Here is a 25,110-nt window from a genome sequence, read left to right as displayed (position 1 = left end):
CATATCCAACAATGTCAACGATCGTGCCAGGCTTTGATCCCATTCACCCATGTTTTAGCCGGCAGTTTAGTGGCGGCAGTGATTTCCGCCGCTCGCTCATATAACGTCGTGAAATCAGGCTTCCATGCATTCTTAAACGCGATGGCGATTACGTTGCCATCATGGACCTCAGGCAAACACCAGACGTCGTCAAACGCAAACAGCATCGCCTTGAGATTTTTTGCGTAGCTGGGATGGTCGCCGAATAAGTTGATCGTCAACATGCCGTCGTCTTTCAAGCAGGCAGCACAAGCGCCATAGAATTCTGGGGTATCGAGTACGGGACCACGCGCAGTGGCATCGTATAAATCAACTTGCAATACATCCAAAGTGCTGTGATTGGCTTCGTCCATCACAAAATCCATCGCATCCATTTCGATCACGGATAAACGATCATCATTGGATGGCAACTTGAACATGGATTCACAGATGGTGATGACTGATGGATTGAGTTCTATCGCGGTGACTTTTGCGTTGGGAAATTGACGGTAACTAAATTTGGTCAGCGCGGCTGTGCCGAGTCCAAGTTGAGCGATGTGTTGAGGATCATCGTTGAACAACATCCACATCATCATCTGTTGTGCATATTCCAACTCTAACCAATCTGGTTTGCGCAAGCGCATCGCGCCTTGTACCCATTCGGTACCGAAGTGCAGGAAACGAACACCGTCTTGCTCCGATAAGGTAACGGGCGCATATTTGGCTTTGCGTGGGGCTTTGGGTTCAGCTTTTTTGAGTGGTTTGCTGTTCGATTTTCGGTTTGCACTTGGGCCATCTTTGAGATTGCCTTCGGCTTCGATAGATTTACGCTTGATTAGCATGTTGGAAAATAAATTGACGAATAAAACGAGGTTTAAAATTTATGCAATGATACCGCGCCACAGCTGCAATTTTTCATCAAATGTCGATTGCGCGTTCGCTGGTGACGAAGAGGGGAGTATTAAAGTTTCAAAACCGGCAACGCTAAATTGAGAGGCGAATTTCCCTGACGTTTTGCCATTAAAGCAAATGCGTTGCAATTGAGGACAGTGTTGTTGCAAAAAGTCGAACTGATTTGCCAGGGGATTACGGATTGCACTATCAAGACTACCGCGGCGCTCACAAGCCGCCAATACATCCCATAAGCCGATTTTCTGCGATAGCAAGGCTGTCAGTCGCTCAGCGTAAGGCAAATTGACCAGATCCACTGCTAATACTGCGGATAGCAAACGCCAAAACTGATTGCGTGGATGGCCGTAATATTGTTGTAGCGCCAACGATGCCGTACCGGGGAAACTGCCTAGAATGAGTGTACGCGTGTTGCGGTCAATCACAGGCGCAAACCCTGTCAGGCTACCAGAGGATATGGCCGTTGGCATGATGTGACTAGTTGAGTTCAACACACATATTTTGAGCGACACGCAATAAACCGGTCGGCGACAAATCACTAAGCTTGATGGTTGGTGAAGTGTCAATGTTAGGGTAGTTGCGCAGTATGGAGCGACGGTACGTAGGATCATAATGATTACGCATCAATTGCTCTAACAATGTGGGAATAGCTTTTTGTTCTGCTAATGCTTCCCATGCCGCGAATTCTTTATTGCCCACCAACGGTTTTAAAAAAGTCAGACGCTTCAACATGGCAGCGGGATCTTCTTCAAAGTGACGATAATCTTCACGCAACAATTGCACGCGTTGTGCCATTTCAGTCTCAATCAAAATTGTTCGACTGGTCTGGTGATTGCGCATGGTTTCTAGTAGCGCATCAGGCAATTGTATGTTGCCTATTTTTTTGCTTTCGGCTTCCAGCCAGATAGTCTTTTTGGGATCGAAAGCCGATAATTTCTGTAGTAGCAAACTATCAAAATATTTTTGCGACGGTTGTTTTTGCCCCGAAACCTCACCAAGGACAGAGCCGCGATGGGTTGCCAAATCTTCAAGATCCAGCACTTGTGCGCCAGCTTTTTGTAAGGCATACAGCAAGCGTGTTTTACCGCATCCGGTTGGTCCGCTCAGGATGTTGTAATGATATTGCGCCGGGACGCTGGCCAATTGCTCATTCACCCAACGGCGATAGGCTTTCCAGCCGCCTTCTAATTTTTCTACGCGATAACCAACGTTTTCCAACATGGTCATCCACAATCTGCTGCGTTTGCCTCCTCGAAAGCAGTAGACCAGCATGCGACTTTTGCGATCGTATCTGGGCATGTCCTGATCCAGATGCCGGGCAATATTTTTGAGCGCAAACACAGCACCAATACGGTATGCCCCCATTTTGTCGGTGCGATGCAGGGTGCCAACGGCGGCATGTTCTTCATCGTTGACAACTGGCATATTGATCGCGCCGGGTATATGGTCTTCCTCATATTCGCGCGGGCTACGCGCATCAATTATCAGGTCATATGAGGAGAAGTCGCGCATTGGGAAATATATAAATTTTGAGTCAACTTTTCATTTTACATGAATAGCTTTAGGTATCCGGTGCACGGAGGAGTGGAGGGCTGCCAGTTGAGCCAATCCTGGCTATGTGCTCGTTGCTTTTACTGTGGTTAATGTGTATCTGCTATAAAAAACGGCTCCATAATTGGAGCCGTTTTTTTTTGAGCTTCTATACCACTTTTATACCAAATCCATGCTGATGTTTAATGTGCCCCACCAGCATCAATCGGTGCGCTGGAACGAATCGGCTTGGTCAACCAGACCAAGGCGATCAACATCAGAAACAAGACTGCCGAAATCCAGAATATATCCGTGGCGCCCTGGGTACTGGCCTGGACGGTGATGTTGTGGTCGATCACTGCCCATGCTGCTTCCTCTGACATTCCTTGCGACATTAAACCGTGCATTGCCTGAACAAAGGCCGGATTGTGTGATCCGGTGAATTCAGTTAATTGGGCATGATGCAAGGTGCTGCGGTTATCCCATAGCGTACTGGAGATAGAGGTGCCAATACCGCCGAACATGATACGCACAAAATTAGATAGTCCTGCTGCCGCCGGGATTTTATCGGGTGGTTGGCCGGATAAAATAATCGATGTCAGTGGAATAAAAAACATTGCCATTGCCGCACCTTGCAATAAGGTCGGAATCATCAAGGTGCCAGTGTCAACGTTTTGTGTAAATTCAGAACGCATGAAAAACACTAGCGCAAAAATGGCAAAGGCGGTGGACGCAACCAGGCGTGCGTCAACTTTTGGCAAAATTTTACCAATAAAAGGTGACAGGAGAATGGCTAAAACACCAACTGGGGCCATGACTTCACCGGCTAGCGTGGCGGTATAGCCAAGCTGCGTTTGTAACCATAGTGGCAGAATCACCAGATTGCCGAAGACCAGGCCATAACCGATAGAAATGGCGACTACACCGCCACTGAAATTGCGGCTCTTGAACAGCGATAAATCGACCACCGGATGCTTGTGACCCAATTCCCAAATGACGAAATAAATAAAAGCGACGACTGCGGTAACACCCAAGATCACGACCTCTGTCGAGTTGAACCAGTCCAGTTCCTTACCCTTGTCGAGCATCAGTTGTAACGATCCCACCCATATCACCAACAGCGATAAACCTATCGTATCAATCGGCAATTTTCGCGTCATGGATTCGCGCTTATGGTAAATGCTCCAGGTAGCCCATGCTGCGAAAATTCCAATCGGAATGTTGATATAAAAAATCCACGGCCAGGTGTAATTATCAGAAATCCATCCGCCGAGCAGTGGGCCCATAATCGGCGCGACCAGCGTTGTCATCCCCCAAAATGCTAATGCCATCCCACTTTTAGCGGGGGTGTAACTGCCTAATAACAAGGATTGTGATAATGGGATCATCGGTCCCGCCACCGCACCTTGCAATACACGTGCTGCAATCAGGACGCTCATGCTGGGCGCCAAGCCGCACAAGGTTGACGCCAACAGGAACAAAATAATGGAGGTAATAAACAAGCGCACCTGACCAAAGCGCTGGGTCAGCCAGCCGGTCAGAGGGACGGAAATCGCATTGGCCACCGAGAACGAGGTAATGACCCACGTACCTTGTTGTGGCGACACACCCAAATCGCCAGAGATAGCGGGAATGGAAACGTTGGCAATCGACGAATCGAGGACGTTCATAAACACGGCCAGCGATAGTGCGACTGTGCCGAGCACCAGCTTGCCGCCGGTGAGCGGCATTAAGGGTTGAGGCGAGTGACTAGTGAAACTCATACTTATAGTCCGGTTGGGTTATTGGACGGAATTAATGGTGATTCTTGCAGCACGCGCTCATTCCCCTTTGTATGGAAACGAGCGCGTGTTTTTGAAAAACTTAATGCGTTTTTCCACCGTTGTTATCCGCAATAATGCGTGCAATACGCTCGTCGGCTTCTGCTCCGGATTTGTCGAAGGCATTGGTTTGATAGATTGCAGCGTTACCAGCAACCGAGCTATCGGTCAGTGATGTGCCTTGCGGGTTAGCGATATCAACTTTGATATTCATTGACAGACCAACGCGCAATGGATGGGTTTCCAGTTCTTTTGGATCAATGGTGATGCGCACAGGGATGCGTTGCACTACTTTGATCCAGTTGCCGCTGGCATTTTGTGCCGGTAATAATGCAAAGGCTGAACCAGTTCCGGCTGAAAGTCCTGCGACTTTACCGTGGTATTCAATTTTGGAGCCGTAAGCATCTGATTCCAGTGTTACAGGCTGGCCAACGCGCATGTTCGCAATTTGCACTTCTTTGAAATTGGCATCCACCCAGAGATTGTTCAACGGCACAATGGATAGCAATGGCGAACCAGCCGCAATGCGTTGACCGACCTGCACAGAGCGTTTGGCGATGTAGCCAGTGATCGGCGCTGGAATCGTGGAGCGGACATAATTGAGGTACGCATTACGCACTTGTGCGGCAGCATGTTGCACGTTTGGATGGTTCGCTACTGTCGTATTGTCAGTTAACACTTGATTCGAAGCGAGTTGATCGCGGGTTGCTTTCAACGCTGCTTCTGCACTGTCAACGGCTACTTTGGCGTGCTCAAGTTCTTCTTTGGATACGGCACCTGTGCTGATCAATTGCTGACGACGATTCAAATCTGCTTGAGCTTTGGCCAAATCAGAGCTGCGTGCAGCGATGTTGGCGGTCAATGCGCCGTTATTGACGAACAGTGTACGTACCTGGCGTACGGTTTGTGCGAGTTGTGCATCAGCTTGCTCAAGTGCGACTTTAGCATCGGCTTGATCAAGTTCGATCAAAGGTTTTCCCACATGAATCAGGTCAGTATCGTCAGCATTAATCGCCAATACCGTGCCACCGACTTGCGACGTCACTTGTACTACATTGCCGGAAACATAGGCATCATCGGTCGTCTCGTAATGGCTGGCAAACAAGTACCAATAGATACCGTAGGCAAGCGCCAAGATCAACAGAACTATAGTCACGACTATCAGCATGCCACGACGTTTTCCCTGGCTTTCAACCGGGACGACGGTATTTTGGCCGCCAGCTGCCGGATCCGGAATCACAGGAGGCGTTGGCGCGCCTGATGCGGGCTGAGCTTGAGTATTTTCAGGAGTATTAGGTGTATTAGATGAGGAGGTCATAATCCGGTAGTCACAGGAGAAGTGTTGGATGAAGATGAAATGGTTTTGTTTTGTTGATCTGTATTTGCAGCGGAAGCAGCAGGTGCAAGTCCTTCTGCATTGGCATCAAAACCGCCGCCCAAGGCTTTAATCAAGCCGATGCGCAAATCAGCACGGCGTGCACGAGTATCGATTTCTTGCTTACGCTGCGCCAGTACATTCATTTCAGAGCTGACGACTTGCAGCATGTTAACCGTGCCGACTTGTTGGCGTTGCTGTGACAGCTGCAAACTGCGTTCCGCTGCTTCGGTGGCTGCCTGTTGATTTTTTTTCTGCACATCGGCGGCGCGTAATGATTGCACTTGATCGGCAACTTCATGCAGAGCATCATTCAGCGCCTGATTATAGGTGGCGACTGCACTATCGTAAGCGGCTACCCGACCTTTTAACTGGGCGCGCAAGGCGCCACCTTCAAAAATCGGCAAGTGAATGGCAGGGCCAACTCCATCGACTAAACTGCTTTTCGTCAGAAAATTGCCAAAACCCAGACTGGAAAGTCCGACCATCGCCGATATATTCACGTCTGGATAAAATTCAGTTTTAGCTACTTTAATATCGCTTTGCGCAGCCTCAACTTGCCAGCGTGAGGCGACAATATCTGCACGTCGTCCGAGCAAACCTAATGGCAATTGTTCAGGTAAAGCGACATTGACATCAGCAGGTAGTGATGGGCGCGGCAGCGTTAAGCCACGATCCGGGCCTTTGCCAATCAAGGCGGCGATTTGATTGCGCGTCAACGCAATCGCCTCGGTCCATTGCGATTGTTCCGCACGCAAATTAGCAATTTGTTGACGGCTTTGTTGGTTATCGCTTTGCGTGTCCAGGCCAGCGGCAAAACGTTGACGCGTCAAACTATCTAATTTGTCACGTAGTACCAATTGCTGGTTGCTTAAATCTAGCTGATCATATTGGCGCGCTAATTGCACCCAGGCTTTGGCGATGGAGGTTGTCAGCATCAAGCGTGCTGCGTAATCTTCCGCTTCGGCGGCTTTCGTTTGCGAAAGCGCAGATTGTAATTGGGCACCGTGCTTGCCCCAAAAATCGAAATCGTACGATGCGTTGATACCTAATTCATAGTCGGTGAAATACCCGCCGCCATACGGTGGCGGATAAATGGTGTTTTCCGTGAAGCGTTCACGCGTGGCGGAGAGGCCAGCGCCGACCTGTGGTTTGGCTGCTGCGCCAGCCGCTTCAGTCATCGCTCTGGCTGCAGCGATACGCGCAGCAGCGACTTTCAAGTTAGGGTTGTTTGCGACTGCTTCATCAGTCAGTTGTTGCAATTGCGCGCCGCCAATGGTGCTAACCCAGGATGAATCTGGCCATATGCCGCCCTGACCGGGTAACGAAGTGGTCGTTGCGTAATCTGCTGGACTATTGGTGTGCGAGCTGGGTTCTATTCCCTTGTAATTGGCGCAGGCCGTCAACAAAACAGCGGCGGCGCAGATAGCGAAACGCTGTATGCCGGCTTTCTGTACTTTCGGCAAACTACGCGATAGTTGGGTGGCAAGAGTGATCATATTGATTGGGTTTTAGTATTAATTAGTATTAATAAGGCGTTTGCTGCGATAGGTTTATGACGCGAATATATGAATAAATAATTAAGCAAATTTTCTTTGAGGAATAAAATAATCTTGCTATGGCAATTAATTGTTAAGGTGTTGCAAGAGTATTTTTAGTCAATGCGCGACGTAACATCGATTTCAAAAAACCTAGCTCCTCTGCTGTGAAATCCTCAAAATATTGGCTGAGCATTCCACAGAAAACGGCAGGTATATGCTGTTTCAGTTGCTCACCTTCCGCGGTGAGGAGAATGCGAAAAACACGTTTATCGTGTCCACATGGCATTCTTTGTATTAAGCCGCGACTTTCCAGTCTATCTACCATTCGCTTGACGGATGCCGCATCCGTATAGCTTTCCCTGGCTAAATCAGCCGCCGTGAGGTGCTGCCCAGAGGATAGCATCAACAGAATGGCCGCTTGCGCATGAGTGATGCCAAAAGGCAATAGTAACTCGTCGGCATTTCTTGATAACTGGGTTCTGACGCGCGCCAACATAAAGCCAATACTATCTTCGATACTGTATTGATCTACCGGGAACAGCGCTGTTGATGGGGTGGATAAATTACTCACTTGCATCCTTAGTTGCTTCAGACTTGCTTGAAAAATCATTGTCTAGGCAAGAATATACAGGAAAACAAAATTTGCTGCAGACGCACATGAATTATTGGCAGCGGATTGGAGGGGGCTTGAAGTGTTGCAAATGAACATGCGACTAAATGCCCCATCGTATGAGGGAAGTCGGGGCTCAGTTGGGTTTTTCGTGTGGATTTTTGCGCAACGACTACTTGGTGATATTTTCAACCAGTTCATTCAATACGCTGCGCACTGCCGGAATCAATTCACTGGCAGTCAATCCAATCGGTCCAAATCCTTGCGACACCAATGAATCAGCCGCACTGCCATGCAACCAAACGGCGGCAATAGCTGCATGCCAATCGTCCCATCCTTGCGCTAATAAAGCGCCGCAAATTCCCGCTAAAACATCACCGCTGCCAGCCGTGGCGAGACCGGGATTTCCAGTCGGATTAACGGCAATCCTACCGTCGGGGTGCGCAATGATGCTGCCGGCACCTTTAAGAACGACGATAGCGTTATAGCGTTGTGCCAGGGCACGTGCCGCGGATAGTCGGTCTGCTTGGCACTCGGTAACGCTGCTATTAAGTAATCGTGCGGCTTCCAGTGGATGTGGCGTCATGATGGTGTAGAGCGCAGAGTGGCGCCGCTGCGCTACCAGTTGCAGCAGCGCCGGTTCGGCTGCGATCAGATTTAAGGCATCGGCATCCAGCACCAATGGACTGTGCGCCGTCAAGGTGTTGATCAATAAAGTATGTGCTGCCTGATCAGTGCCAAGGCCTGGGCCAACTACCAGTGATGCGGTAAGCAATGGGATATCTTCCGCGTGATGGCACATCAATTCCGGTTGGTGGTTATCGTAAGCAGGAGGCTGGTCTAAAAATCCAATCATGACTTTACCTGCGCCGGATTTCGCTGCCGCGCGCGCTGCCAGAATGGCTGCGCCAGCCATGCCATGTGCACCGCCGATGATCGCGACGTTGCCATAGCTGCCTTTATTTGAGTTGCGCGCGCGTGGTTGCAGATATTGCTGAAATAATGCCGGACTACTGAGCCATGAGTGCGCCGCCGATAGTGATGACGGTGGTATGTCAAGCGTGGCGACTTCGACTTTACCGGCATAATCGGCACCGTCGCCGGTGTGTAATCCGGCTTTGTCGGCGATAAAAGTAATCGTGCCGACCGCAATGATAGCAACGCCATCGGGACCGACTACCATACCGGTATCTGCATCCAGACCGGTCGGTACATCCAGCGCCAGCACGGGACAATTGAAGGTATTGACCGTCGCTACCAAGCTGCGCAACTCGCCATCAAGCGGACGTTTCACACCAATGCCGAGTAAGCCGTCTATGACTAAAGTCCATTGAATGCTATCGATGGTGAAAAACTGCTCGCTAGGCATGATGTGTACGCCGGCTTTAATGGCGCGGGCAAGTGCGTTCGCGGCATCTGGTGGTAAATGTGCGATATCTGCTTGCACCAACGCCACAACGTCCGCACCAGCCTTATTTAATTGAACAGCGGCTTCCAATGCGTCGCCGCCATTGTTGCCGGGGCCGGCCAGAACTAAAATGCGTGCTTTGTGCGGACGGTCAGGTAACAGGCGCAGCGCGGCAATGCTTGCTGCTTGCCCAGCGCGTTGCATGAGTGTGTACGGTGGTAATTGCGCGAGGGCAGTTTGTTCTATGCGACGAATTTCTGCAGTGGAGTAGAGCGTATGCATGGCGGCTTTCCTGATGACGGATTACCCTCATACTACTGACGATAGCGTGCCAAGGTCAAACCATCCATATCTATTTCCGGGTTGGCCCCCGAAATCTGGTCCGCGACAGCTTTAGCTGCACCCAATGCCATACACCAACCGTTGGCACCATGGCCGAGATTGATGTAGACATTGCCGTTGCTGGTAGCGCCGAGCAGAGGTACGGCATCCAGTAGCATTGGGATCTGGCCGCTCCACAGTTGTGCATTGTGATAATTGGCCGCATTGGGAAACCAATCCTGCGCTACTTTTAATAATGTTCGCAATGCTTTGTCATCGATGCTTGCATCATCGTGACGGGCGCCGAATTCAGCGATGCCGGCGACTCTGATGCGATCGCCTAAACGTGCCATCGTCACTTTGTACGCATCATCTTGCAATGCGAGTTTAGGCGCATCATCGTGATTTTTAACTATTGTTGTTGCCGTATATGTTTTGACCATTTGCAATGGTAAACGTACGCCGAGGGGGCGCAATAAACGTGCACTATCGCCACCTGCTGCAACGACAACCGCATCGGCATATAAGACTTCTTCGCCAATCTTGATGGCAACTTGCTGGCCATCTGGTGTAATCGCCTGCACTTTTTGATGGAAGTGAAATTGCACCCCCATTTCTTGCGCAAAGGTTTTTAATTGTTTGATAAATAAAGTGCAGTTGCCAGTGGCAAGCTCTGGAAAATACAGCCCACCAGCGATATTGTTTGTGTCTTTTACATAGTTTAATGCAGGCTCTAATGCGCGTGCAGCGTCGGCATCCAGCGCGCGATGCGCAATGCCGCGCTCGCTGAACAATGCTTGCAGTGCTGAAGTCGCAGCGAATTCTTTTTCACTGCGAAACAGTTGGAGTAAGCCATCGCTGGTTTCGAAGTCGATTTGAAAATATTGCTGTACTTCCTGTACCAGATGTTGGCTGTAGGTTGCCAGGCGTTGCATGCGTTGTGCGCGCTGTTGATATTGCTGCAATTCGTCGACTGAGGTCCAGCGCAACAGCCAGCGCCATAAAGATGGACTTAGCCGTGCATTAAAAATGTTGGGCGCTTCCTGGCTGAATAATCCGGAAAGCAAGCGTTGCCGCATGTCGGGGGCGGCCCATGGCGTGTTCGTTGCAGCAGCTAACAGCCCGGAATTGCCTAGCGTTGTGGCTTCGGCGACGTTACCATGTTGCTCAATAAGCGCTACTTGATGTCCTGCTTGTGCCAGATAATAGGCTGTGCAGACGCCATTGATGCCGCCGCCGATGACGACGATTTGCTTGTGGTTGCGTTGCTGTGACGGTGTTTGTGCGTTGTTGTGGGTTGGCGGCATCGCTATTTTGCTCGATTAAATCTTACTGGAGGGCGGCGAGCAGAATCATACCTTGAAATTGGGATGGGTTTGGTAGTCTCTTGTTGTTCTTATTGATGAGGACGTCACTCCGTGGCGCTATGCCGGTGCTAGACCGGCGGCTACGCACGTTCTTTGCTTCGCCAAAGAAAGCAAGCAAAGAAAGGATTGGAGCACTGCTCCAACAACTGCCGTTTCCCACCGCAGGCGGCTTCCCAAAAAATACGGCCGCTAATTTGGGAGAAAAGAACAACTCGCAAGCCGGTCTTTCCTCCTTTTCCGAATAAGCACGCGTACTTATGGCAACGCCAGCATCGGAGTAGTTCAAAAGCAGCTGCAACGTCAAATGCGGCAACCTTGACGCAATTTAAGAATGCGTTGATTTTAATTCGTCACCACACTTTATATATCTGCCCAGTTTGCGCTCCTTCGACGCTGCGACTGTATGCCAGTGCTACACGTTTTGCTGGCACTGCTTCAAAGCCATAAAAGAGAGAGCCATAGCTTGCTAGTGATTCTTCTAATATGGTGGGGCTGACGGCGTTGATGCGGATGCCGCGCGGCAGTTCGATGGCGGCGGCGCGGACGTAGCCATCTATGGCGGCATTTACTGTGGAGGCGTTGGCACCCATGCGGACGGGGTGTTCGGACAAACTGCCGCTGGTGAGGGTAATGGAGCCGCCATCATTTAAAAGATGTTGCGCTACCAAAGCCAGATTGACTTGTCCCATTAATTTATCGCTTAAGCCTACGCGAAATTGTTCTGGAGTCATTTCTTGTAATGGACCGAAATGCGCTGTGCCAGCGGTGGCAACTACGGCGTCGACTTTGTCAACTTGTTCAAATAAGGCCCGCACGCTGTTGATGTCCGTGATGTCAGCTTGAAATTGACCTGTGGTTTTGCCGACAGAAATGACTTCATGTCTGTCCGTTAATTGTTTGACGACTGCTTGTCCAATTGTGCCGCTGGCACCGATAACGATGATTTTCATGATTACTCCTAGATGTGGTGATAGTGCGTGAAGTATGATTACTTCCTAATAGTGGATAAATACCATATTATTCTTATCACTTAAAACTATTGGTGTTTAATTCTGAATCGCAATGGATAAACTGAATAGCATGCAAATCTTTGTGCGCGTGGTCGAAAAGGGTGGTTTTTCGGCAGCGGCCGAGGTTAGTGGAATTTCACCCACCATGGTTGGCAAGCATGTGCGACAACTAGAGGAGGAGCTTGGTGTGCGCCTATTAAATCGCACCACGCGCCGTCAGAGTTTGACTGAAATTGGGCAACATTATTTTGAGCGCTGTAAACAAGCGCTATTGGAAATCGAGGCTGCTGATGCGTCGGTCAAAGAAATGCAGTTAGTGCCACGTGGCGTATTGCGCGTGACTGCGCCAGTGACGTTTGGGTCATTGGTGCTCACTGATGTGATTGCCGAATATTTGTCGCAATACCCGGAAGTTGAGTTGGATTTGTCGCTCAATGATAGAGCGGTTGATTTGATCGAGGAAGGCTTTGAGGTGGCGATTCGCATCGGTGACTTGCCCGATTCAAGTTTGATCGCAAGGCCGTTGCAGCCTTATCGCGTAGTGGTTTGTGCCGCGCCGGCTTATTTGGAAAAATATGGCAGGCCACAAACGCCGCAACAATTATCTGATCATAATTGTTTGTATTTTGTGCACGTTACTAGCAATAACCGTTGGCAGTTTTTTGGCTCTGCTGGCAAGGAAATAATTGAGGTGCGCGGGAGTTTTCGAGCGAACAATGGCTGGGCTTTGCGCACCGCGGCACTCAATGGCATAGGCATCATCATGCAGCCAGAAACGCTGTTGGCAGAGGAAATTGCGGCGGGCAGGCTGGTGCGCTTGCTTGAGAATTATGAGTTATCCCATCGCCCTATGCATGTATTAATGGCATCAAACCGTAAAACGACGCCGAAATTAAAAACGTTTGTGGAGTTTGTGGTGGGGCGCTTTGGGGCATAGATTTGCGCTCTGCCTATGGTTAAAAGAGGAGAAAATCGTCATTTGATTTGGGCGTTTGGCGAAATACTTTTATCACGGTAAATAAAAAGAAAAACAGAAGTAGCACGGCGACAATTTCAAGCAAAGTAAACATGATATTTCCTAAGGTTTTTATTTTCGCACGGGTATGCGAAAATAAGATAAACAAAGAATTATTCTGATAAATTAACTTCGTTAATCGTGATAGTTGAAATTGCGATAACTTGATGCCAGGCGGTGATAGGCGTTACGAGTACGCGTCTCAGCAAGTGGCTCACGCAAAAAACGGGCATCGTGCATCATCCCTATGATCAGACTGTAGATTTCAAAGGAAAGCTGATCTGGATCTGTATCTGGGCGTAAGTGCCCAATTTCTAAGGCTTGAACTATGGTACGACGTAACATGGCACGTACCCGTAAGATGTTATTTTGCAAATGGTTACGTATTGGACTGACAACATCGTCATATTCAAATGCACCAGCAATATAGATACAGCCAGTGGTGCTGCAGAGGCGAGTAATCCAGCCCTCTACCAGCGCATTGAGTCGTGGCAAGCCGCGTGGCAATGCCATCGCCGGATTGAAAACCTGTTCTTGATAGCCCCGATTGAATTCCTCAAGCACCGCTTGTTGCAAGGCTTCGAGTGAGCCAACGCGAGAAAAAACGCCGCTTTTACTAATCCCTAGCTGCCTGGCGACTTCGCCCAGAGACAGGCTGCTCAATCCCTCTTTTGCCGCCATCTCTAAGGCAGCATTAACAATGGCAGCGAGTGTGAGCTCGCTTTTTTCTGTGGCAGTATCCATGAATTCACTTTAGCACACACGTGCGAAAATAAAAAGAGTAGAAAAAGTAAGGGGAGAAAATATTTTTTTGCTTAGTCGGTCGCTGAAGCGCGTTTCTACCTGCTGTGAAGTCCTGCATGACTGTATAATGGCGGCTTCTGATTTCAGGCTGTTCTAAATATCGATTGCACCACGCAATCTGACGATTTTTGGAATGACCTTTAACCCGCAGCATAGTTATGCTGCATCAAACTCCTTCTCGCCATGCTGATTTTGCCCGGTTCTAACGCTCTTCCTGCTTTCCGTTCCCAGCGTCTTTTGTCTCAATTGCAAGAGATTGATGCCAATATCGTTGGTGTTACCGGACGCTTTGACCATTTCGTTGATACCGCAACGACCTTAACCGCCGATGATGTCGGGCGTTTGCAGGCTTTATTGACTTACGGTGATCCATTTGCAGAAAAAGAGGGTGGTGAGGAATTCATCGTCATTCCACGCTTCGGCACGATTTCCCCTTGGGCGAGTAAGGCGACTGACATTGCGCACAACTGCGGCATGGCACACATCAAACGGGTTGAGCGCGGGATTGCTTATCAAATCCACCTTAAGTCAGGATTGTTGGGCGGCAGCAAAAAGCTCAATGACGATAGCATTCAGGCAATTGTCGCGCTGTTGCATGATCGGATGACTGAAACTGTGTTGCGCAGCGCTGACGAAGCAAAAAGCTTGTTCCGTGAGCTGGACGCAAAGCCGTTGGAAACTATCGCGGTGTTAGAGGGCGGTAAAGCAGCATTGGAAGAGGCTAACAGTACGCTGGGTTTAGCGCTGTCGGATGACGAAATCGACTATCTGGTGGCCGCGTTCATCCAGGCAAAACGCAATCCTACCGATGTCGAATTAATGATGTTCGCGCAAGCGAATAGCGAACACTGCCGCCACAAAATTTTCAATGCCGACTGGACCATTGACGGTCAAGCGCAAGACAAATCTTTGTTTGCGATGATTAAGAATACGCACCAATTAAATCCTAAGGGCACGGTCGTTGCCTATAGCGATAATTCGTCGATTATTGAAGGTGCAACGATCTCGCGCTTTTACCCGCGTGGTGCTGCCAAAGGCAATGTGTACGAAGCGTCCGATGAGCTAACGCACATTTTGATGAAGGTCGAAACGCATAATCATCCAACGGCGATTTCACCGTTCCCGGGAGCTTCTACCGGTGCTGGCGGCGAAATTCGTGACGAGGGTGCGACTGGTCGCGGCGCTAAGCCTAAAGCGGGCTTGACCGGCTTCACCGTATCAAATTTGCATTTGCCAGATGCGCAGCAGGCCTGGGAAAATGCCGCAGACGTCACGGCTAAGCAGAGTAGTGTGGATCGCAGTGCCAATGCCTACGGCAAACCTGATCGCATTGCTTCGCCATTGCAAATCATGATCGAAGGCCCACTCGGTGGTGCCGCATTTAATAACGAATTCGGTCGCCCAATTCTTGGCGGTTATTTCCGTACTTACGAACAAAATATTGCCGGTAATGTGCAGGGCTATCACAAGCCCATCATGATCGCCGGCGGTATCGGTAATATCTCTGATAAACACACGTTCAAAAATGACTTGCCGGTGGGGAGCTTGTTGATCCAGCTCGGCGGTCCTGGCATGCGTATTGGTATGGGCGGTAGTGCTGCTTCATCGATGGCAACCGGCAGCAATACGGCTGATCTGGATTTTGATTCGGTCCAGCGTGGTAATCCTGAAATGGAACGTCGCGCACAAGAGGTGATCAATTCCTGTTGGGAAATGGGCGACACCAATCCTATCTTGTCGATTCATGACGTCGGTGCCGGTGGTTTGTCGAATGCGTTCCCGGAAATCACCAATGATGCCAAGCGTGGCGCGATTTTTGATTTGCGCAAAATTCATTTAGAAGAAAGCGGCATGGCGCCGAAAGAAATCTGGAGTAACGAATCACAAGAGCGTTATGTGATGGCGATTGCACCAGAAAGTCTGCCGCTGTTTGAGTATTTCTGCCAGCGTGAACGTTGCCCATTTGCGGTAGTCGGTACGGCGACAGAAGAGCGCCAATTGAAAGTGATCGATCCAGAGCACAATAACAATCCGGTCGATATGCCGATGGATGTGTTGCTCGGCAAACCGCCAAAAATGCACCGTGATGTGCAGCGCAAAGCACACGATTTGCCTGCAGTTGATTTGACTGGCATGGACTTGCTGGAAGTGTCGCAGCGTGTGTTGAAATTGCCAACCGTAGGCGATAAATCATTTTTGATCACCATTGGCGATCGCAGTGTGGGCGCGACTTCGGTACGCGATCAAATGGTCGGTCCGTGGCAAATCCCGGTAGCTGATTGTGCTGTTACGAGCATGGGATTTTCCGGCTATCTGGGCGAAGCAATGGCCATGGGTGAGCGTACTCCGCTGGCGGTGATTGATGCTGCAGCGTCTGGCCGGATGGCAGTTGGTGAAGCCTTGACCAATATCGCTGCTGCGCCGATTGCGCATATTTCGGATATCAAATTATCGGCTAACTGGATGGCTGCTTGCGGTCAACCTGGCCAGGATGCGGCTTTGTTTGATACCGTGAAAGCGGTTGGCATGGAATTATGCCCAGCGCTCGGCATCAGCATTCCGGTGGGTAAAGATTCGCTGTCGATGCGCACTACCTGGAAAGACGAGTCGCAGGCTAAGTCCGTGACTTCCCCTGTTTCGCTAATCGTTTCCGCTTTTTCTCCAGTGTCCGATGTGCGCCGTTCGTTGACGCCGCAAATCCGTACCGATGTTGGTGATACTGCCTTGATCTTGATCGATCTCGGACGTGGTAAAAACCGTATGGGCGCATCGGCGCTGACGCAAGTCATGCAGCAGATCGGTAATCAAACGCCGGACGTCGATAGCGCCGAAGATTTGCTAGGCTTCTTCAACGCGATTCAGCAATTGAATCAAGATAACAAATTGCTGGCGTATCACGACCGTTCCGATGGTGGTTTGTTTACTACCTTATGTGAAATGGCATTCGCCGGTCATACCGGACTTTCGGTCAATCTCGATATTTTGGCGATGGAAAGTGAGCACGCCGCGGATTGGGGTGATGCCAAAAACTGGACAGGTCAAGTGGCAGAGCGTCGCAATGAATTGACGTTAAGCGCTTTGTTTAATGAAGAATTAGGCGCTGTGATTCAAGTGCGTGCCGAACAAAAATCTGAAGTGATGGATGTGCTGCGCAGCTTCAATTTAGGTGCTTGCAGCCATATCATCGGCAAGCCGGATGCGCGCGATGTGATTGAATTTACGCGCGATGCCAAGGCTATCTACAATCAGTCACGTGTTGCGCTACAACGTTTGTGGAGTGAAACCAGCTGGCGCATTGCCCGCTTGCGCGACAATCCGGCGAGTGCAGATGCAGAATATGATCGCATTTTAGACGTCGCTGATCCGGGCATGACGCCGAAAATCGTTTTCGATTTGCAGCAAGATATTGCGGCGCCATTCTTGAATCTAGGTACCAAACCACGCGTGGCTATTCTGCGCGAACAAGGTGTCAATTCGCATGTTGAGACGGCTTACGTGATGCATAAAGCAGGTTTTGCCGCCATTGACGTACATATGAGCGATTTGATTGCTGGTCGTGCGAGCTTGGATAGCTTCAAGGGTTTCATCGCCGTCGGTGGTTTCTCTTATGGCGACGTGTTGGGTGCGGGTGAGGGTTGGGCTAAAACGATTTTGTTTAACGCACAATTGGCCGAACAGTTCTCCCTGTTCTTTAATCGCCCCGATACTTTTGCGCTGGGTATTTGCAACGGCTGTCAGATGATTGCCAATTTGAAGAGCATCATTCCTGGCGCCGAAGCATGGCCTAAATTTACACGCAATAAATCAGAGCGATTTGAAGGTCGTTTTTCGATGGTGCAAGTGGAATCATCGCCGTCGATTTTCTTCCAGGGAATGGCTGGCACGCAAACAGGTATTGCGGTAGCGCATGGCGAAGGTTTTGCCGACTTCTCGCAAACTGGCGATATCAACAAGGTATTGGTCGGCATGCGCTTTGTGGATAACCAAGGGCAGATCACAGAAGGTTATCCCTACAATCCGAATGGCTCGCCACAAGGTATTACAGCCGTTACCACTGCCGATGGCCGTTTCAATGCGCTGATGCCGCATGCCGAACGGGTATTCCGCAGCGTGACGCAATCATGGCATCCAGATGCCTGGGGTGAAGATTCACCGTGGATGCGAATGTTCCGCAATGCGCGGACTTGGGTCGGTTAATAAAATAGAAAGACAATGGCAGCATAGGGGCGGGTGCGGTATTTTTTGTTTATACGGGATGGTGTAGTCTGTATCTGTGGCGGGGATATGCTTGTGGTGTTATCTCTGATGCAAATGCATTTCTCTCCAGGATTTTCCGTGCAAACAAAAAATGCCGCACCCGCCTCTGTGTTGCGGCTATCCTAAATAGGAAAAATTATGACAAAGCAAATGACCTACGAAGAATATCTGGATGAAGTCACGACCCTGATTACTGAGAAATTTAAAGTGGCCGATGAAGCTGCCATCAAGTATGTGATGCGTGCGCAGGCTGCCGATTTCTTTTCATTGCATGATGATCAGCCGGAGCTGAGAACTCAGGAGAATGCCGAGTTGGACGCGGTGACCGTGTTTGAGCAACGCAATAAATCGCGCCCGGAAGCATTTCATAGCAAGGATGCGAAAGAGCAGAGAAAAACAGCCAAGCCGGGATTTAAAGCGCCAGCAAAGCCTCCAATTAAGACGCCTAAGTGATGCCGCCTAGTTTGCCAACTTCGCCTGAGTCGGTTCGTCTTGCCAAACGTCTGGCCGATCTGATTTCTTGCTCACGCAGCGAAGCGGAACAATATATCCAGGGCGGCTGGGTGGCAGTCGATGGTCAGATCGTGGAAGAGCCTGGTGTCAGAGTTTTGCCTGAGCAAAAGGTAGAATTAAATGAGGGTGCCAGTCTGGTGCCCATCGAGCCTGTGACTATTCTGTTGCACAAACCAGCTGATGCGCTGTTGCCTTTTAATTGTGCCGACGCAGGCGCTGATATTTCTTCCGTACTGAAATTAATCGCGCCTGAAAATTTGATCAAAGACGACAGATCTGGCATACGTTTCTTGAAGCATCATCTGCATCAATTGGCATTAATGCCGCCATTTGAAACCGATGCCAGTGGCTTGTTGGTGTTTACGCAGGATTGGCGGATTAAGCGTAAGTTAAACGAAGATGCTTTAAAAGTAGAGCAGGAATATATCGTTGAAGTCAGTGGTGAGATTATCCCTGATGGCTTAAAGCTGCTTAGTCACGGCATGTCTTTCAACGGTAAGCCGTTACCGCCGATTAAAGTAAGCTGGCAGAACGAACATCGCCTGCGCTTTCCTCTAAAAGCGCCGCCTCGCGGCCTGATCGCGCACATGTGCGAAAAAGTAGGATTAACCGTTGTAAGCATCAAACGGATACGGGTTGGCCGCGTACCGATGGCAAGTTTGCCGGTTGGGCAATGGCGTTATTTATTGGGTGATGAGCGGTTTTAATCGTTGCACTCCTTAGCGTTTGTTTGTTAATTCGTCACCCATTTCACTCATAAAGGCAGCACCATGCGAATACATTTTCTATCCACGTCACTGGAAGAGGTAATGCTGTGAGTGAAATAAGCGCGCATCCACAAATTAGTTGGACTGAAGGTGAGCAAACGCATACCTTACGCTGGCAGTCCGAAAACGGCACGGCGGCACCTAAGCGGGTTGTCGTTGCTGACGATCGCATGAGCGCTGATGTAGCTTATCGCCTGGTGTGTGAGGGAACGGCCTTGTTGTGGCGCGGAGATTTTCAAAATGCGCGTCAATTACTGCAAGCATTGGCCCGAAGAATCGATCGCAAGCCGACTAAGCCGCGCAAGCAAGTCGCGCCAGTGCCAACGCCTATCGAAGCATTTCATTTGCACCGTCAAGCGCAGTCACAGCGGGCGCGTACGTTGGCGATGTTGCTGCTGCCATTTGATGATAATTATGTGATGCCATTGCGTCGTGCGCCGGATGTGCGGCAAGCTTGTAATGAGGCATATGGTGCTGCCGATGGTGCATTCGTGGTGGCGATGCGAGAGTTGCTAGGTTTGATCGGCGCGCATGAGTGGCGTAAGAAAGGTGTGGAGATTCACGCCTTGGGTGACCGTATTCATCCGCATTACGGTGTATTTTCACCGGTACGTGGCGAGTATGTGCAACTGGTGGCGGATGCGCCGCTGCCATCGACCAAACTGGCGTTTGATATTGGTACCGGTACTGGCGTGTTGGCGGCTGTGCTTGCGCAGCGCGGGATTGAGCGGATTGTGGCAACTGATCAAGATCCGCGCGCGTTATCCTGCGCGCGTGAAAATATACAGCGTTTAGGTTTGTCGGGGCAGATTGAAGTTTTGCAAACGGATTTGTTTCCGCAGGGAAGGGCGCCACTGATTATCTGTAATCCGCCGTGGTTGCCAGCACGCCCCAGCTCGGCCATCGAATATGCGATATACGATCCGGACAGTCAGATGTTGCGCGGGTTTCTCCTTGGTCTGGCCGCGCATTTAACTCCGGGTGGGGAAGGGTGGTTGATACTTTCTGATCTGGCCGAGCATTTGGGGTTGCGCACACGAGATGCATTGCTGGAAATGATAGCCGTGGCCGGTTTGAAGGTGTTGGGACGGAAAGATGTGAAGCCGCATCACCCGCGCGCAGCGGATGTTGATGATCCTTTGCATGTGGCGCGCTCGGCGGAAGTGACTTCTTTGTGGCGACTAACTGCAGCTTAATATTTTGTTAAATTTGAATTAAGTGCTCAGATGTGGTGATAAAGTCTGCTATCAGATTGCCGGGCAAGGGCTAATCGGCTATAATCATAGGGTTTAGCCCACTATCCCCGCCGTGGCGCCACACCACTTCTCTTGACCAAAAAGACACGTTATTTACACCAAATGAAAGCAATGTTTGGGGTTCCATAGCGGTCGCTTCAGACAGTTGTGCGGCGCGGCGGTAACAACATCAGGAGTTACCCCTTGCCCCCATTCCTCTCTGGCCATACCATCCCGGCCATCCTAGCGCTAGCAGATGGGTCTATTTTCCAAGGTTTCTCAATAGGTGCCGTTGGTCATACGACAGGTGAAGTTGTTTTTAACACCTCAATGACCGGTTACCAGGAAATTCTCACTGACCCGAGTTATAGCCGTCAAATCGTCACACTCACCTATCCGCATATCGGCAACACTGGTGTGAATCCTGAAGATGTTGAGTCTTCGCAAATTCATGCAGCCGGTCTGGTCATTCGCGATTTGCCGCGTTTAGTCTCTAATTTCCGTTCTACCCAAACACTAGCTGGTTATTTGCAAGATGCCAACATCGTCGCCATCGCCGGTATCGATACGCGCAAACTGACGCGCATCTTGCGCGAAAAAGGTGCGCAGAGCGGTGCGATTGTGGCTGGCTTTGCTAATACTGAGGCTGGTATCGCTGAGGGAACTGCAAAAGCGCTGGAATTAGCGCGTGCTTTCCCTGGTTTGGCGGGCATGGATTTGGCCAAAGTGGTTTCCACTACCAAATCGTATAGCTGGAGCGAGACTGAGTGGAAGCTGGGTCGCGGTTACGATAAGCAAATCACACCTAAATACCATGTGGTGGCGTATGACTATGGCGTTAAATTCAATATTTTGCGCATGTTGGCTCAGCGCGGTTGCAAGATAACAGTGTTGCCTGCGCAAGCCACTGCTGCTGAAGCGTTAGCTTTAAATCCAGATGGCATTTTCCTATCGAATGGCCCTGGCGATCCGGAGCCATGCGATTACGCAATTGCCGCATCCAAAGAGTTGATCGAGCGCGGTATTCCGACTTTTGGTATTTGCCTTGGTCATCAAATCATGGCGTTAGCGTCAGGTGCCAAGACTATGAAGATGAAGTTCGGTCACCACGGTGCTAACCATCCTGTGCAAGATTTGGACAGCAAGCAAGTGCACATTACTTCGCAAAATCACGGTTTTGCCGTCGATGGTGCGACTTTGCCAGCAAATTGCCGCGTGACGCACGTGTCGCTTTTTGATGGTTCTTTGCAGGGTTTTGAGCGTACTGACAAACCAGCGTTTTGCTTCCAGGGCCATCCCGAAGCGTCACCTGGACCGCATGACATCGCGCCTTTATTCGATAAATTTGTAGCGATGATGGAGAAGAATAAAAATGCCTAAGCGTAGCGATCTAAAAAGTATTTTAATCATTGGTGCCGGCCCGATCATTATTGGTCAGGCTTGCGAATTCGACTATTCCGGTGCACAAGCGTGTAAAGCTTTGCGCGAAGAAGGCTATAAAGTTATTTTGGTCAACAGCAATCCTGCGACCATCATGACCGATCCGGAAATGGCTGATGTAACTTACATCGAGCCGATTACCTGGCAAGTCGTAGAGCGCATCATTGCGAAAGAAAAGCCAGATGCCATTTTGCCGACCATGGGCGGCCAGACGGCGTTGAATTGCGCGCTGGACTTGCATCATCACGGCATTTTGACCAAGTACAACGTTGAGCTGATCGGCGCATCGCCAGAAGCGATCGACAAAGCGGAAGACCGTTCAAAATTCAAAGAAGCGATGACCAAGATTGGTCTCGGTTCAGCGCGTTCTGGCGTGGCGCACACCATGGATGAATCGTGGGCAGTGCAGAAGGAATTGGGTTTCCCGGTCATCATTCGCCCTTCGTTCACGATGGGTGGCACTGGCGGCGGGATCGCCTACAACGCTGAAGAATTCGAAACGATTTGCAAGCGCGGTCTGGAAGCTTCGCCAACCAACGAATTGTTGATTGAAGAATCACTGATCGGTTGGAAAGAATACGAGATGGAAGTAGTGCGCGATAAAGCGGACAACTGCATCATCGTCTGCTCTATCGAAAATCTGGACCCGATGGGCGTCCACACTGGCGATTCGATCACGGTCGCGCCAGCGCAAACCTTGACCGATAAAGAATACCAAATCATGCGTAATGCCTCGTTGGCAGTATTGCGCGAAATTGGTGTTGATACCGGTGGTTCCAACGTGCAGTTTTCAGTTAATCCGGAAGATGGCCGCATGATCGTCATTGAAATGAATCCGCGTGTATCGCGTTCATCGGCTTTGGCATCGAAAGCGACTGGTTTCCCGATTGCGAAGATTGCAGCGAAACTTGCAGTCGGTTTTACGCTCGATGAGTTGCGTAACGAAATTACTGGCGGTGCAACTCCAGCATCGTTTGAGCCTTCTATCGATTACGTTGTTACCAAGATTCCTCGTTTTGCGTTTGAAAAATTCCCTGCCGCGGACGATCATCTGACGACACAAATGAAGTCGGTTGGCGAAGTGATGGCGATTGGCCGCACTTTCCAGGAGTCGTTCCAAAAAGCCTTGCGCGGCCTTGAAGTCGGCGTTGATGGCATGAATGAAAAAACGCAGGATCGCGAAGTCATCGAAGAAGAGCTTGGTGAGCCGGGTCCTGATCGTATCTGGTATGTCGGTGACGCGTTCGCCCAGGGATTCAGCCTGGAAGAAGTGCATCAACTGACTAAGATCGACCCATGGTTTTTGTCACAAATCAAAGAAATTGTCGATACAGAATTGTGGTTGGAAAACGATTTGAAAACGCTGGAAGCGTTGGATAAAGATGTGTTGTTCAAGTTAAAGCAAATGGGTTTTGCTGATCGTCGTTTGGCTAAGTTGTTGAAAACTACCGATACAGCGGTTCGTCAAAAGCGCCATGCCTTGAATATTCGTCCTGTCTATAAACGGGTTGACACTTGCGGCGGTGAATTTGCGACCAACACGGCTTATATGTATTCGACCTACGAGGAAGAGTGCGAGTCGAATCCAACTGACAAAAAGAAAATCATGGTGCTTGGCGGCGGTCCTAACCGGATTGGCCAGGGTATCGAGTTTGATTACTGCTGCGTCCACGCAGCATTGGCGATGCGTGCAGATGGTTACGAAACCATCATGGTTAACTGTAATCCGGAAACCGTCTCCACCGATTACGACACTTCAGATCGTCTGTATTTTGAATCGTTGACGCTGGAAGATGTATTGGAAATCGTCGACAAAGAAAAGCCATATGGCGTGATCGTGCAGTATGGCGGTCAGACACCATTGAAGCTGGCATTAGATTTGGAAGCTAATGGCGTACCTATCGTCGGCACTTCGCCGGACATGATTGATGCGGCGGAAGATCGTGAGCGTTTCCAGAAAATGCTGCACGATTTGAATTTGCGTCAACCGCCAAATCGTACTGCGCGTACTGAGGCAGATGCGCTGCGTTTAGCGCAGGAAATTGGCTATCCATTGGTAGTACGTCCATCGTATGTGTTGGGCGGCCGTGCGATGGAAATCGTGCATGAGCAGCGCGATCTGGAGCGATACATGCGTGAAGCAGTGAAGGTTTCACATGATTCGCCAGTGTTGCTGGATCGTTTCTTGAACGATGCGATTGAAGTCGATGTGGATTGTTTGTCGGACGGCGAGCGCACCTTTATCGGCGGCGTGATGGAGCATATCGAGCAGGCTGGTGTTCACTCTGGTGACTCCGCATGTTCGTTGCCGCCATACTCATTGGGACAGGAAACTATCGATGAGTTGAAGCGTCAAACCGCACTGATGGCGAAAGGCCTGAATGTGGTTGGTTTGATGAACGTACAGTTTGCAATCCAGCAAGTCGACGGTAAGGATGTGGTTTATGTATTGGAAGTGAACCCACGTGCATCGCGTACCGTACCATTCGTTTCCAAAGCGACGGGCTTGCAGTTAGCTAAAATTGCCGCGCGTTGCATGGTGGGCCAATCGTTGGAAAGCCAGGGCATCAAGGAAGAGGTTGTGCCTAAGTATTTCAGCGTGAAAGAAGCCGTATTCCCATTCGTAAAATTCCCTGGCGTGGATACTATTCTTGGGCCGGAAATGAAGTCGACTGGTGAAGTGATGGGTGTTGGCAAAACCTTCGGTGAAGCTTTCGTTAAATCACAATTGGGTGCGAGTATTAAATTGCCAACTTCCGGCAAGGTTTTCCTCAGCGTCAAAGCCAGCGATAAACCGCGTGCGGTAAAAGTTGCCAAGGATTTAGTGGCAATGGGATTCACGATTGCCGCGACAAAAGGCACTGCAGCGGCGATTCAAGCCGCAGGCATTCCAGTTGAAAGCGTCAACAAAGTAGCTGAAGGCCGCCCACACGTCGTTGATATGATTAAAAATAATGAAATTACATTATTGATTAATACCGTCGAAGAAAAGCGCAGCGCCATTGTTGATTCAAGAGCAATTCGTACCTCAGCGTTGCAAGCACGGGCAATTACCTATACGACAATTGCTGGTGCGGAGGCTGCAGTGGAAGGTATGCGTCATTTGAAGGAATTGCACGTCTATGATTTACAAGGCTTGCATAAAACCTTACACTAAGTCTTAAATTTAT

General features: G+C 49.9%; 18 protein-coding genes. 7 read left to right on the top strand and 11 right to left on the bottom strand.

Going from position 1 to position 25,110, the window contains the following annotated elements:
• Positions 1-14 precede the first annotated feature (14 nt).
• The 10 genes from GEV47_RS03410 to GEV47_RS03365 form a co-directional block, all read right to left on the bottom strand.
• On the bottom strand, positions 15-860 hold the full coding sequence (locus tag GEV47_RS03410; RefSeq protein WP_153233277.1) for a spermine/spermidine synthase domain-containing protein: 846 nt from the start codon (positions 858-860) through the stop codon (positions 15-17).
• Positions 861-899: 39 nt separating this feature from the next.
• On the bottom strand, positions 900-1,397 hold the full coding sequence (locus tag GEV47_RS03405) for a DNA-deoxyinosine glycosylase (protein WP_153233276.1): 498 nt from the start codon (positions 1,395-1,397) through the stop codon (positions 900-902).
• Positions 1,398-1,404: 7 nt separating this feature from the next.
• A complete protein-coding gene (mnmH, locus tag GEV47_RS03400; RefSeq protein WP_153233275.1) occupies positions 1,405-2,439 on the bottom strand; it encodes a tRNA 2-selenouridine(34) synthase MnmH in 1,035 nt (344 codons plus the stop codon).
• Positions 2,440-2,660: 221 nt separating this feature from the next.
• The gene (locus tag GEV47_RS03395) at positions 2,661-4,220 is read right to left on the bottom strand and encodes a DHA2 family efflux MFS transporter permease subunit (protein WP_153233274.1); all 1,560 of its coding nucleotides are present in this window, start codon (positions 4,218-4,220) and stop codon (positions 2,661-2,663) included.
• A gap of 100 nt (positions 4,221-4,320) precedes the next feature.
• Entirely contained in the window at positions 4,321-5,595 is a 1,275-nt protein-coding gene (locus GEV47_RS03390) for an HlyD family secretion protein (protein WP_153233273.1), read from the bottom strand.
• Positions 5,592-7,151: an efflux transporter outer membrane subunit gene (locus GEV47_RS03385; RefSeq protein ID WP_153233272.1), complete on the bottom strand. Its 1,560-nt coding sequence runs from the start codon at positions 7,149-7,151 to the stop codon at positions 5,592-5,594. Before GEV47_RS03385 ends, GEV47_RS03390 begins: the two co-directional genes overlap by 4 nt.
• A gap of 133 nt (positions 7,152-7,284) precedes the next feature.
• The gene (locus tag GEV47_RS03380; RefSeq protein WP_322741531.1) at positions 7,285-7,764 is read right to left on the bottom strand and encodes a MarR family winged helix-turn-helix transcriptional regulator; all 480 of its coding nucleotides are present in this window, start codon (positions 7,762-7,764) and stop codon (positions 7,285-7,287) included.
• A 211-nt stretch (positions 7,765-7,975) separates the two neighbouring features.
• Positions 7,976-9,493, bottom strand: a complete 1,518-nt coding sequence (locus GEV47_RS03375) for an NAD(P)H-hydrate dehydratase (protein WP_153233271.1) — start codon at positions 9,491-9,493, stop codon at positions 7,976-7,978.
• Between the two features lie 32 nt (positions 9,494-9,525).
• Positions 9,526-10,839 (bottom strand): FAD-dependent oxidoreductase, encoded by a 1,314-nt coding sequence (locus tag GEV47_RS03370; protein ID WP_153233270.1) that lies wholly within the window; start codon positions 10,837-10,839, stop codon positions 9,526-9,528.
• A gap of 410 nt (positions 10,840-11,249) precedes the next feature.
• Positions 11,250-11,849, bottom strand: a complete 600-nt coding sequence (locus GEV47_RS03365; RefSeq protein ID WP_153233269.1) for a short chain dehydrogenase — start codon at positions 11,847-11,849, stop codon at positions 11,250-11,252.
• A 112-nt stretch (positions 11,850-11,961) separates the two neighbouring features.
• Between GEV47_RS03365 and GEV47_RS03360 the strand changes: the two genes are divergently transcribed.
• The gene (locus tag GEV47_RS03360; protein WP_153233268.1) at positions 11,962-12,846 is read left to right on the top strand and encodes a LysR family transcriptional regulator; all 885 of its coding nucleotides are present in this window, start codon (positions 11,962-11,964) and stop codon (positions 12,844-12,846) included.
• A 213-nt stretch (positions 12,847-13,059) separates the two neighbouring features.
• Here the strand turns inward: GEV47_RS03360 and GEV47_RS03355 are convergent, their stop codons facing one another.
• Positions 13,060-13,668, bottom strand: a complete 609-nt coding sequence (locus GEV47_RS03355; protein ID WP_153233267.1) for a TetR/AcrR family transcriptional regulator — start codon at positions 13,666-13,668, stop codon at positions 13,060-13,062.
• A gap of 243 nt (positions 13,669-13,911) precedes the next feature.
• Here GEV47_RS03355 and purL point away from each other — a divergent pair, with 243 nt between their 5' ends.
• The 6 genes from purL to carB all read left to right on the top strand — a co-directional run bounded on the left by purL (position 13,912) and on the right by carB (position 25,097).
• Positions 13,912-17,925, top strand: coding sequence for a phosphoribosylformylglycinamidine synthase (gene purL / locus GEV47_RS03350; RefSeq protein ID WP_153233266.1), 4,014 nt, complete (start codon positions 13,912-13,914; stop codon positions 17,923-17,925).
• A 198-nt stretch (positions 17,926-18,123) separates the two neighbouring features.
• A complete protein-coding gene (locus tag GEV47_RS03345) occupies positions 18,124-18,438 on the top strand; it encodes a hypothetical protein (protein ID WP_228124539.1) in 315 nt (104 codons plus the stop codon).
• Entirely contained in the window at positions 18,438-19,205 is a 768-nt protein-coding gene (locus GEV47_RS03340; RefSeq protein WP_153233772.1) for an rRNA pseudouridine synthase, read from the top strand. Before GEV47_RS03345 ends, GEV47_RS03340 begins: the two co-directional genes overlap by 1 nt.
• A 116-nt stretch (positions 19,206-19,321) precedes the next feature.
• Positions 19,322-20,461, top strand: a complete 1,140-nt coding sequence (locus tag GEV47_RS03335) for a class I SAM-dependent methyltransferase (protein WP_322741559.1) — start codon at positions 19,322-19,324, stop codon at positions 20,459-20,461.
• 243 nt (positions 20,462-20,704) lie between these two features.
• Positions 20,705-21,880: a glutamine-hydrolyzing carbamoyl-phosphate synthase small subunit gene (gene carA / locus GEV47_RS03330; protein ID WP_153233265.1), complete on the top strand. Its 1,176-nt coding sequence runs from the start codon at positions 20,705-20,707 to the stop codon at positions 21,878-21,880.
• Positions 21,873-25,097 (top strand): carbamoyl-phosphate synthase large subunit, encoded by a 3,225-nt coding sequence (gene carB / locus GEV47_RS03325; RefSeq protein ID WP_153233264.1) that lies wholly within the window; start codon positions 21,873-21,875, stop codon positions 25,095-25,097. Before carA ends, carB begins: the two co-directional genes overlap by 8 nt.
• Positions 25,098-25,110: the final 13 nt, after the last annotated feature.

Source organism: Glaciimonas soli, from assembly GCF_009497155.1.
Classification (GTDB): domain Bacteria; phylum Pseudomonadota; class Gammaproteobacteria; order Burkholderiales; family Burkholderiaceae_D; genus Glaciimonas; species Glaciimonas soli.
The sequence above is the reverse complement of the archived record's forward strand: the minus strand, read 5'-3'. Positions and strand labels throughout refer to the sequence as shown.

What these genes read in the sequence shown, in the direction of transcription:
- GEV47_RS03410 (WP_153233277.1), bottom strand. Translation starts at nt 860, where the DNA reads ATGCTAATCAAGCGTAAATCTATCGAAGCCGAAGGCAATCTCAAAGAT.
- GEV47_RS03405 (WP_153233276.1), bottom strand. Translation starts at nt 1,397, where the DNA reads ATGCCAACGGCCATATCCTCTGGTAGCCTGACAGGGTTTGCGCCTGTG.
- mnmH (WP_153233275.1), bottom strand. Translation starts at nt 2,439, where the DNA reads ATGCGCGACTTCTCCTCATATGACCTGATAATTGATGCGCGTAGCCCG.
- GEV47_RS03395 (WP_153233274.1), bottom strand. Translation starts at nt 4,220, where the DNA reads ATGAGTTTCACTAGTCACTCGCCTCAACCCTTAATGCCGCTCACCGGC.
- GEV47_RS03390 (WP_153233273.1), bottom strand. Translation starts at nt 5,595, where the DNA reads ATGACCTCCTCATCTAATACACCTAATACTCCTGAAAATACTCAAGCT.
- GEV47_RS03385 (WP_153233272.1), bottom strand. Translation starts at nt 7,151, where the DNA reads ATGATCACTCTTGCCACCCAACTATCGCGTAGTTTGCCGAAAGTACAG.
- GEV47_RS03375 (WP_153233271.1), bottom strand. Translation starts at nt 9,493, where the DNA reads ATGCATACGCTCTACTCCACTGCAGAAATTCGTCGCATAGAACAAACT.
- GEV47_RS03370 (WP_153233270.1), bottom strand. Translation starts at nt 10,839, where the DNA reads ATGCCGCCAACCCACAACAACGCACAAACACCGTCACAGCAACGCAAC.
- GEV47_RS03365 (WP_153233269.1), bottom strand. Translation starts at nt 11,849, where the DNA reads ATGAAAATCATCGTTATCGGTGCCAGCGGCACAATTGGACAAGCAGTC.
- GEV47_RS03360 (WP_153233268.1), top strand. Translation starts at nt 11,962, where the DNA reads ATGGATAAACTGAATAGCATGCAAATCTTTGTGCGCGTGGTCGAAAAG.
- GEV47_RS03355 (WP_153233267.1), bottom strand. Translation starts at nt 13,668, where the DNA reads ATGGATACTGCCACAGAAAAAAGCGAGCTCACACTCGCTGCCATTGTT.
- purL (WP_153233266.1), top strand. Translation starts at nt 13,912, where the DNA reads ATGCTGATTTTGCCCGGTTCTAACGCTCTTCCTGCTTTCCGTTCCCAG.
- GEV47_RS03345 (WP_228124539.1), top strand. Translation starts at nt 18,124, where the DNA reads ATGACAAAGCAAATGACCTACGAAGAATATCTGGATGAAGTCACGACC.
- GEV47_RS03340 (WP_153233772.1), top strand. Translation starts at nt 18,438, where the DNA reads ATGCCGCCTAGTTTGCCAACTTCGCCTGAGTCGGTTCGTCTTGCCAAA.
- carB (WP_153233264.1), top strand. Translation starts at nt 21,873, where the DNA reads ATGCCTAAGCGTAGCGATCTAAAAAGTATTTTAATCATTGGTGCCGGC.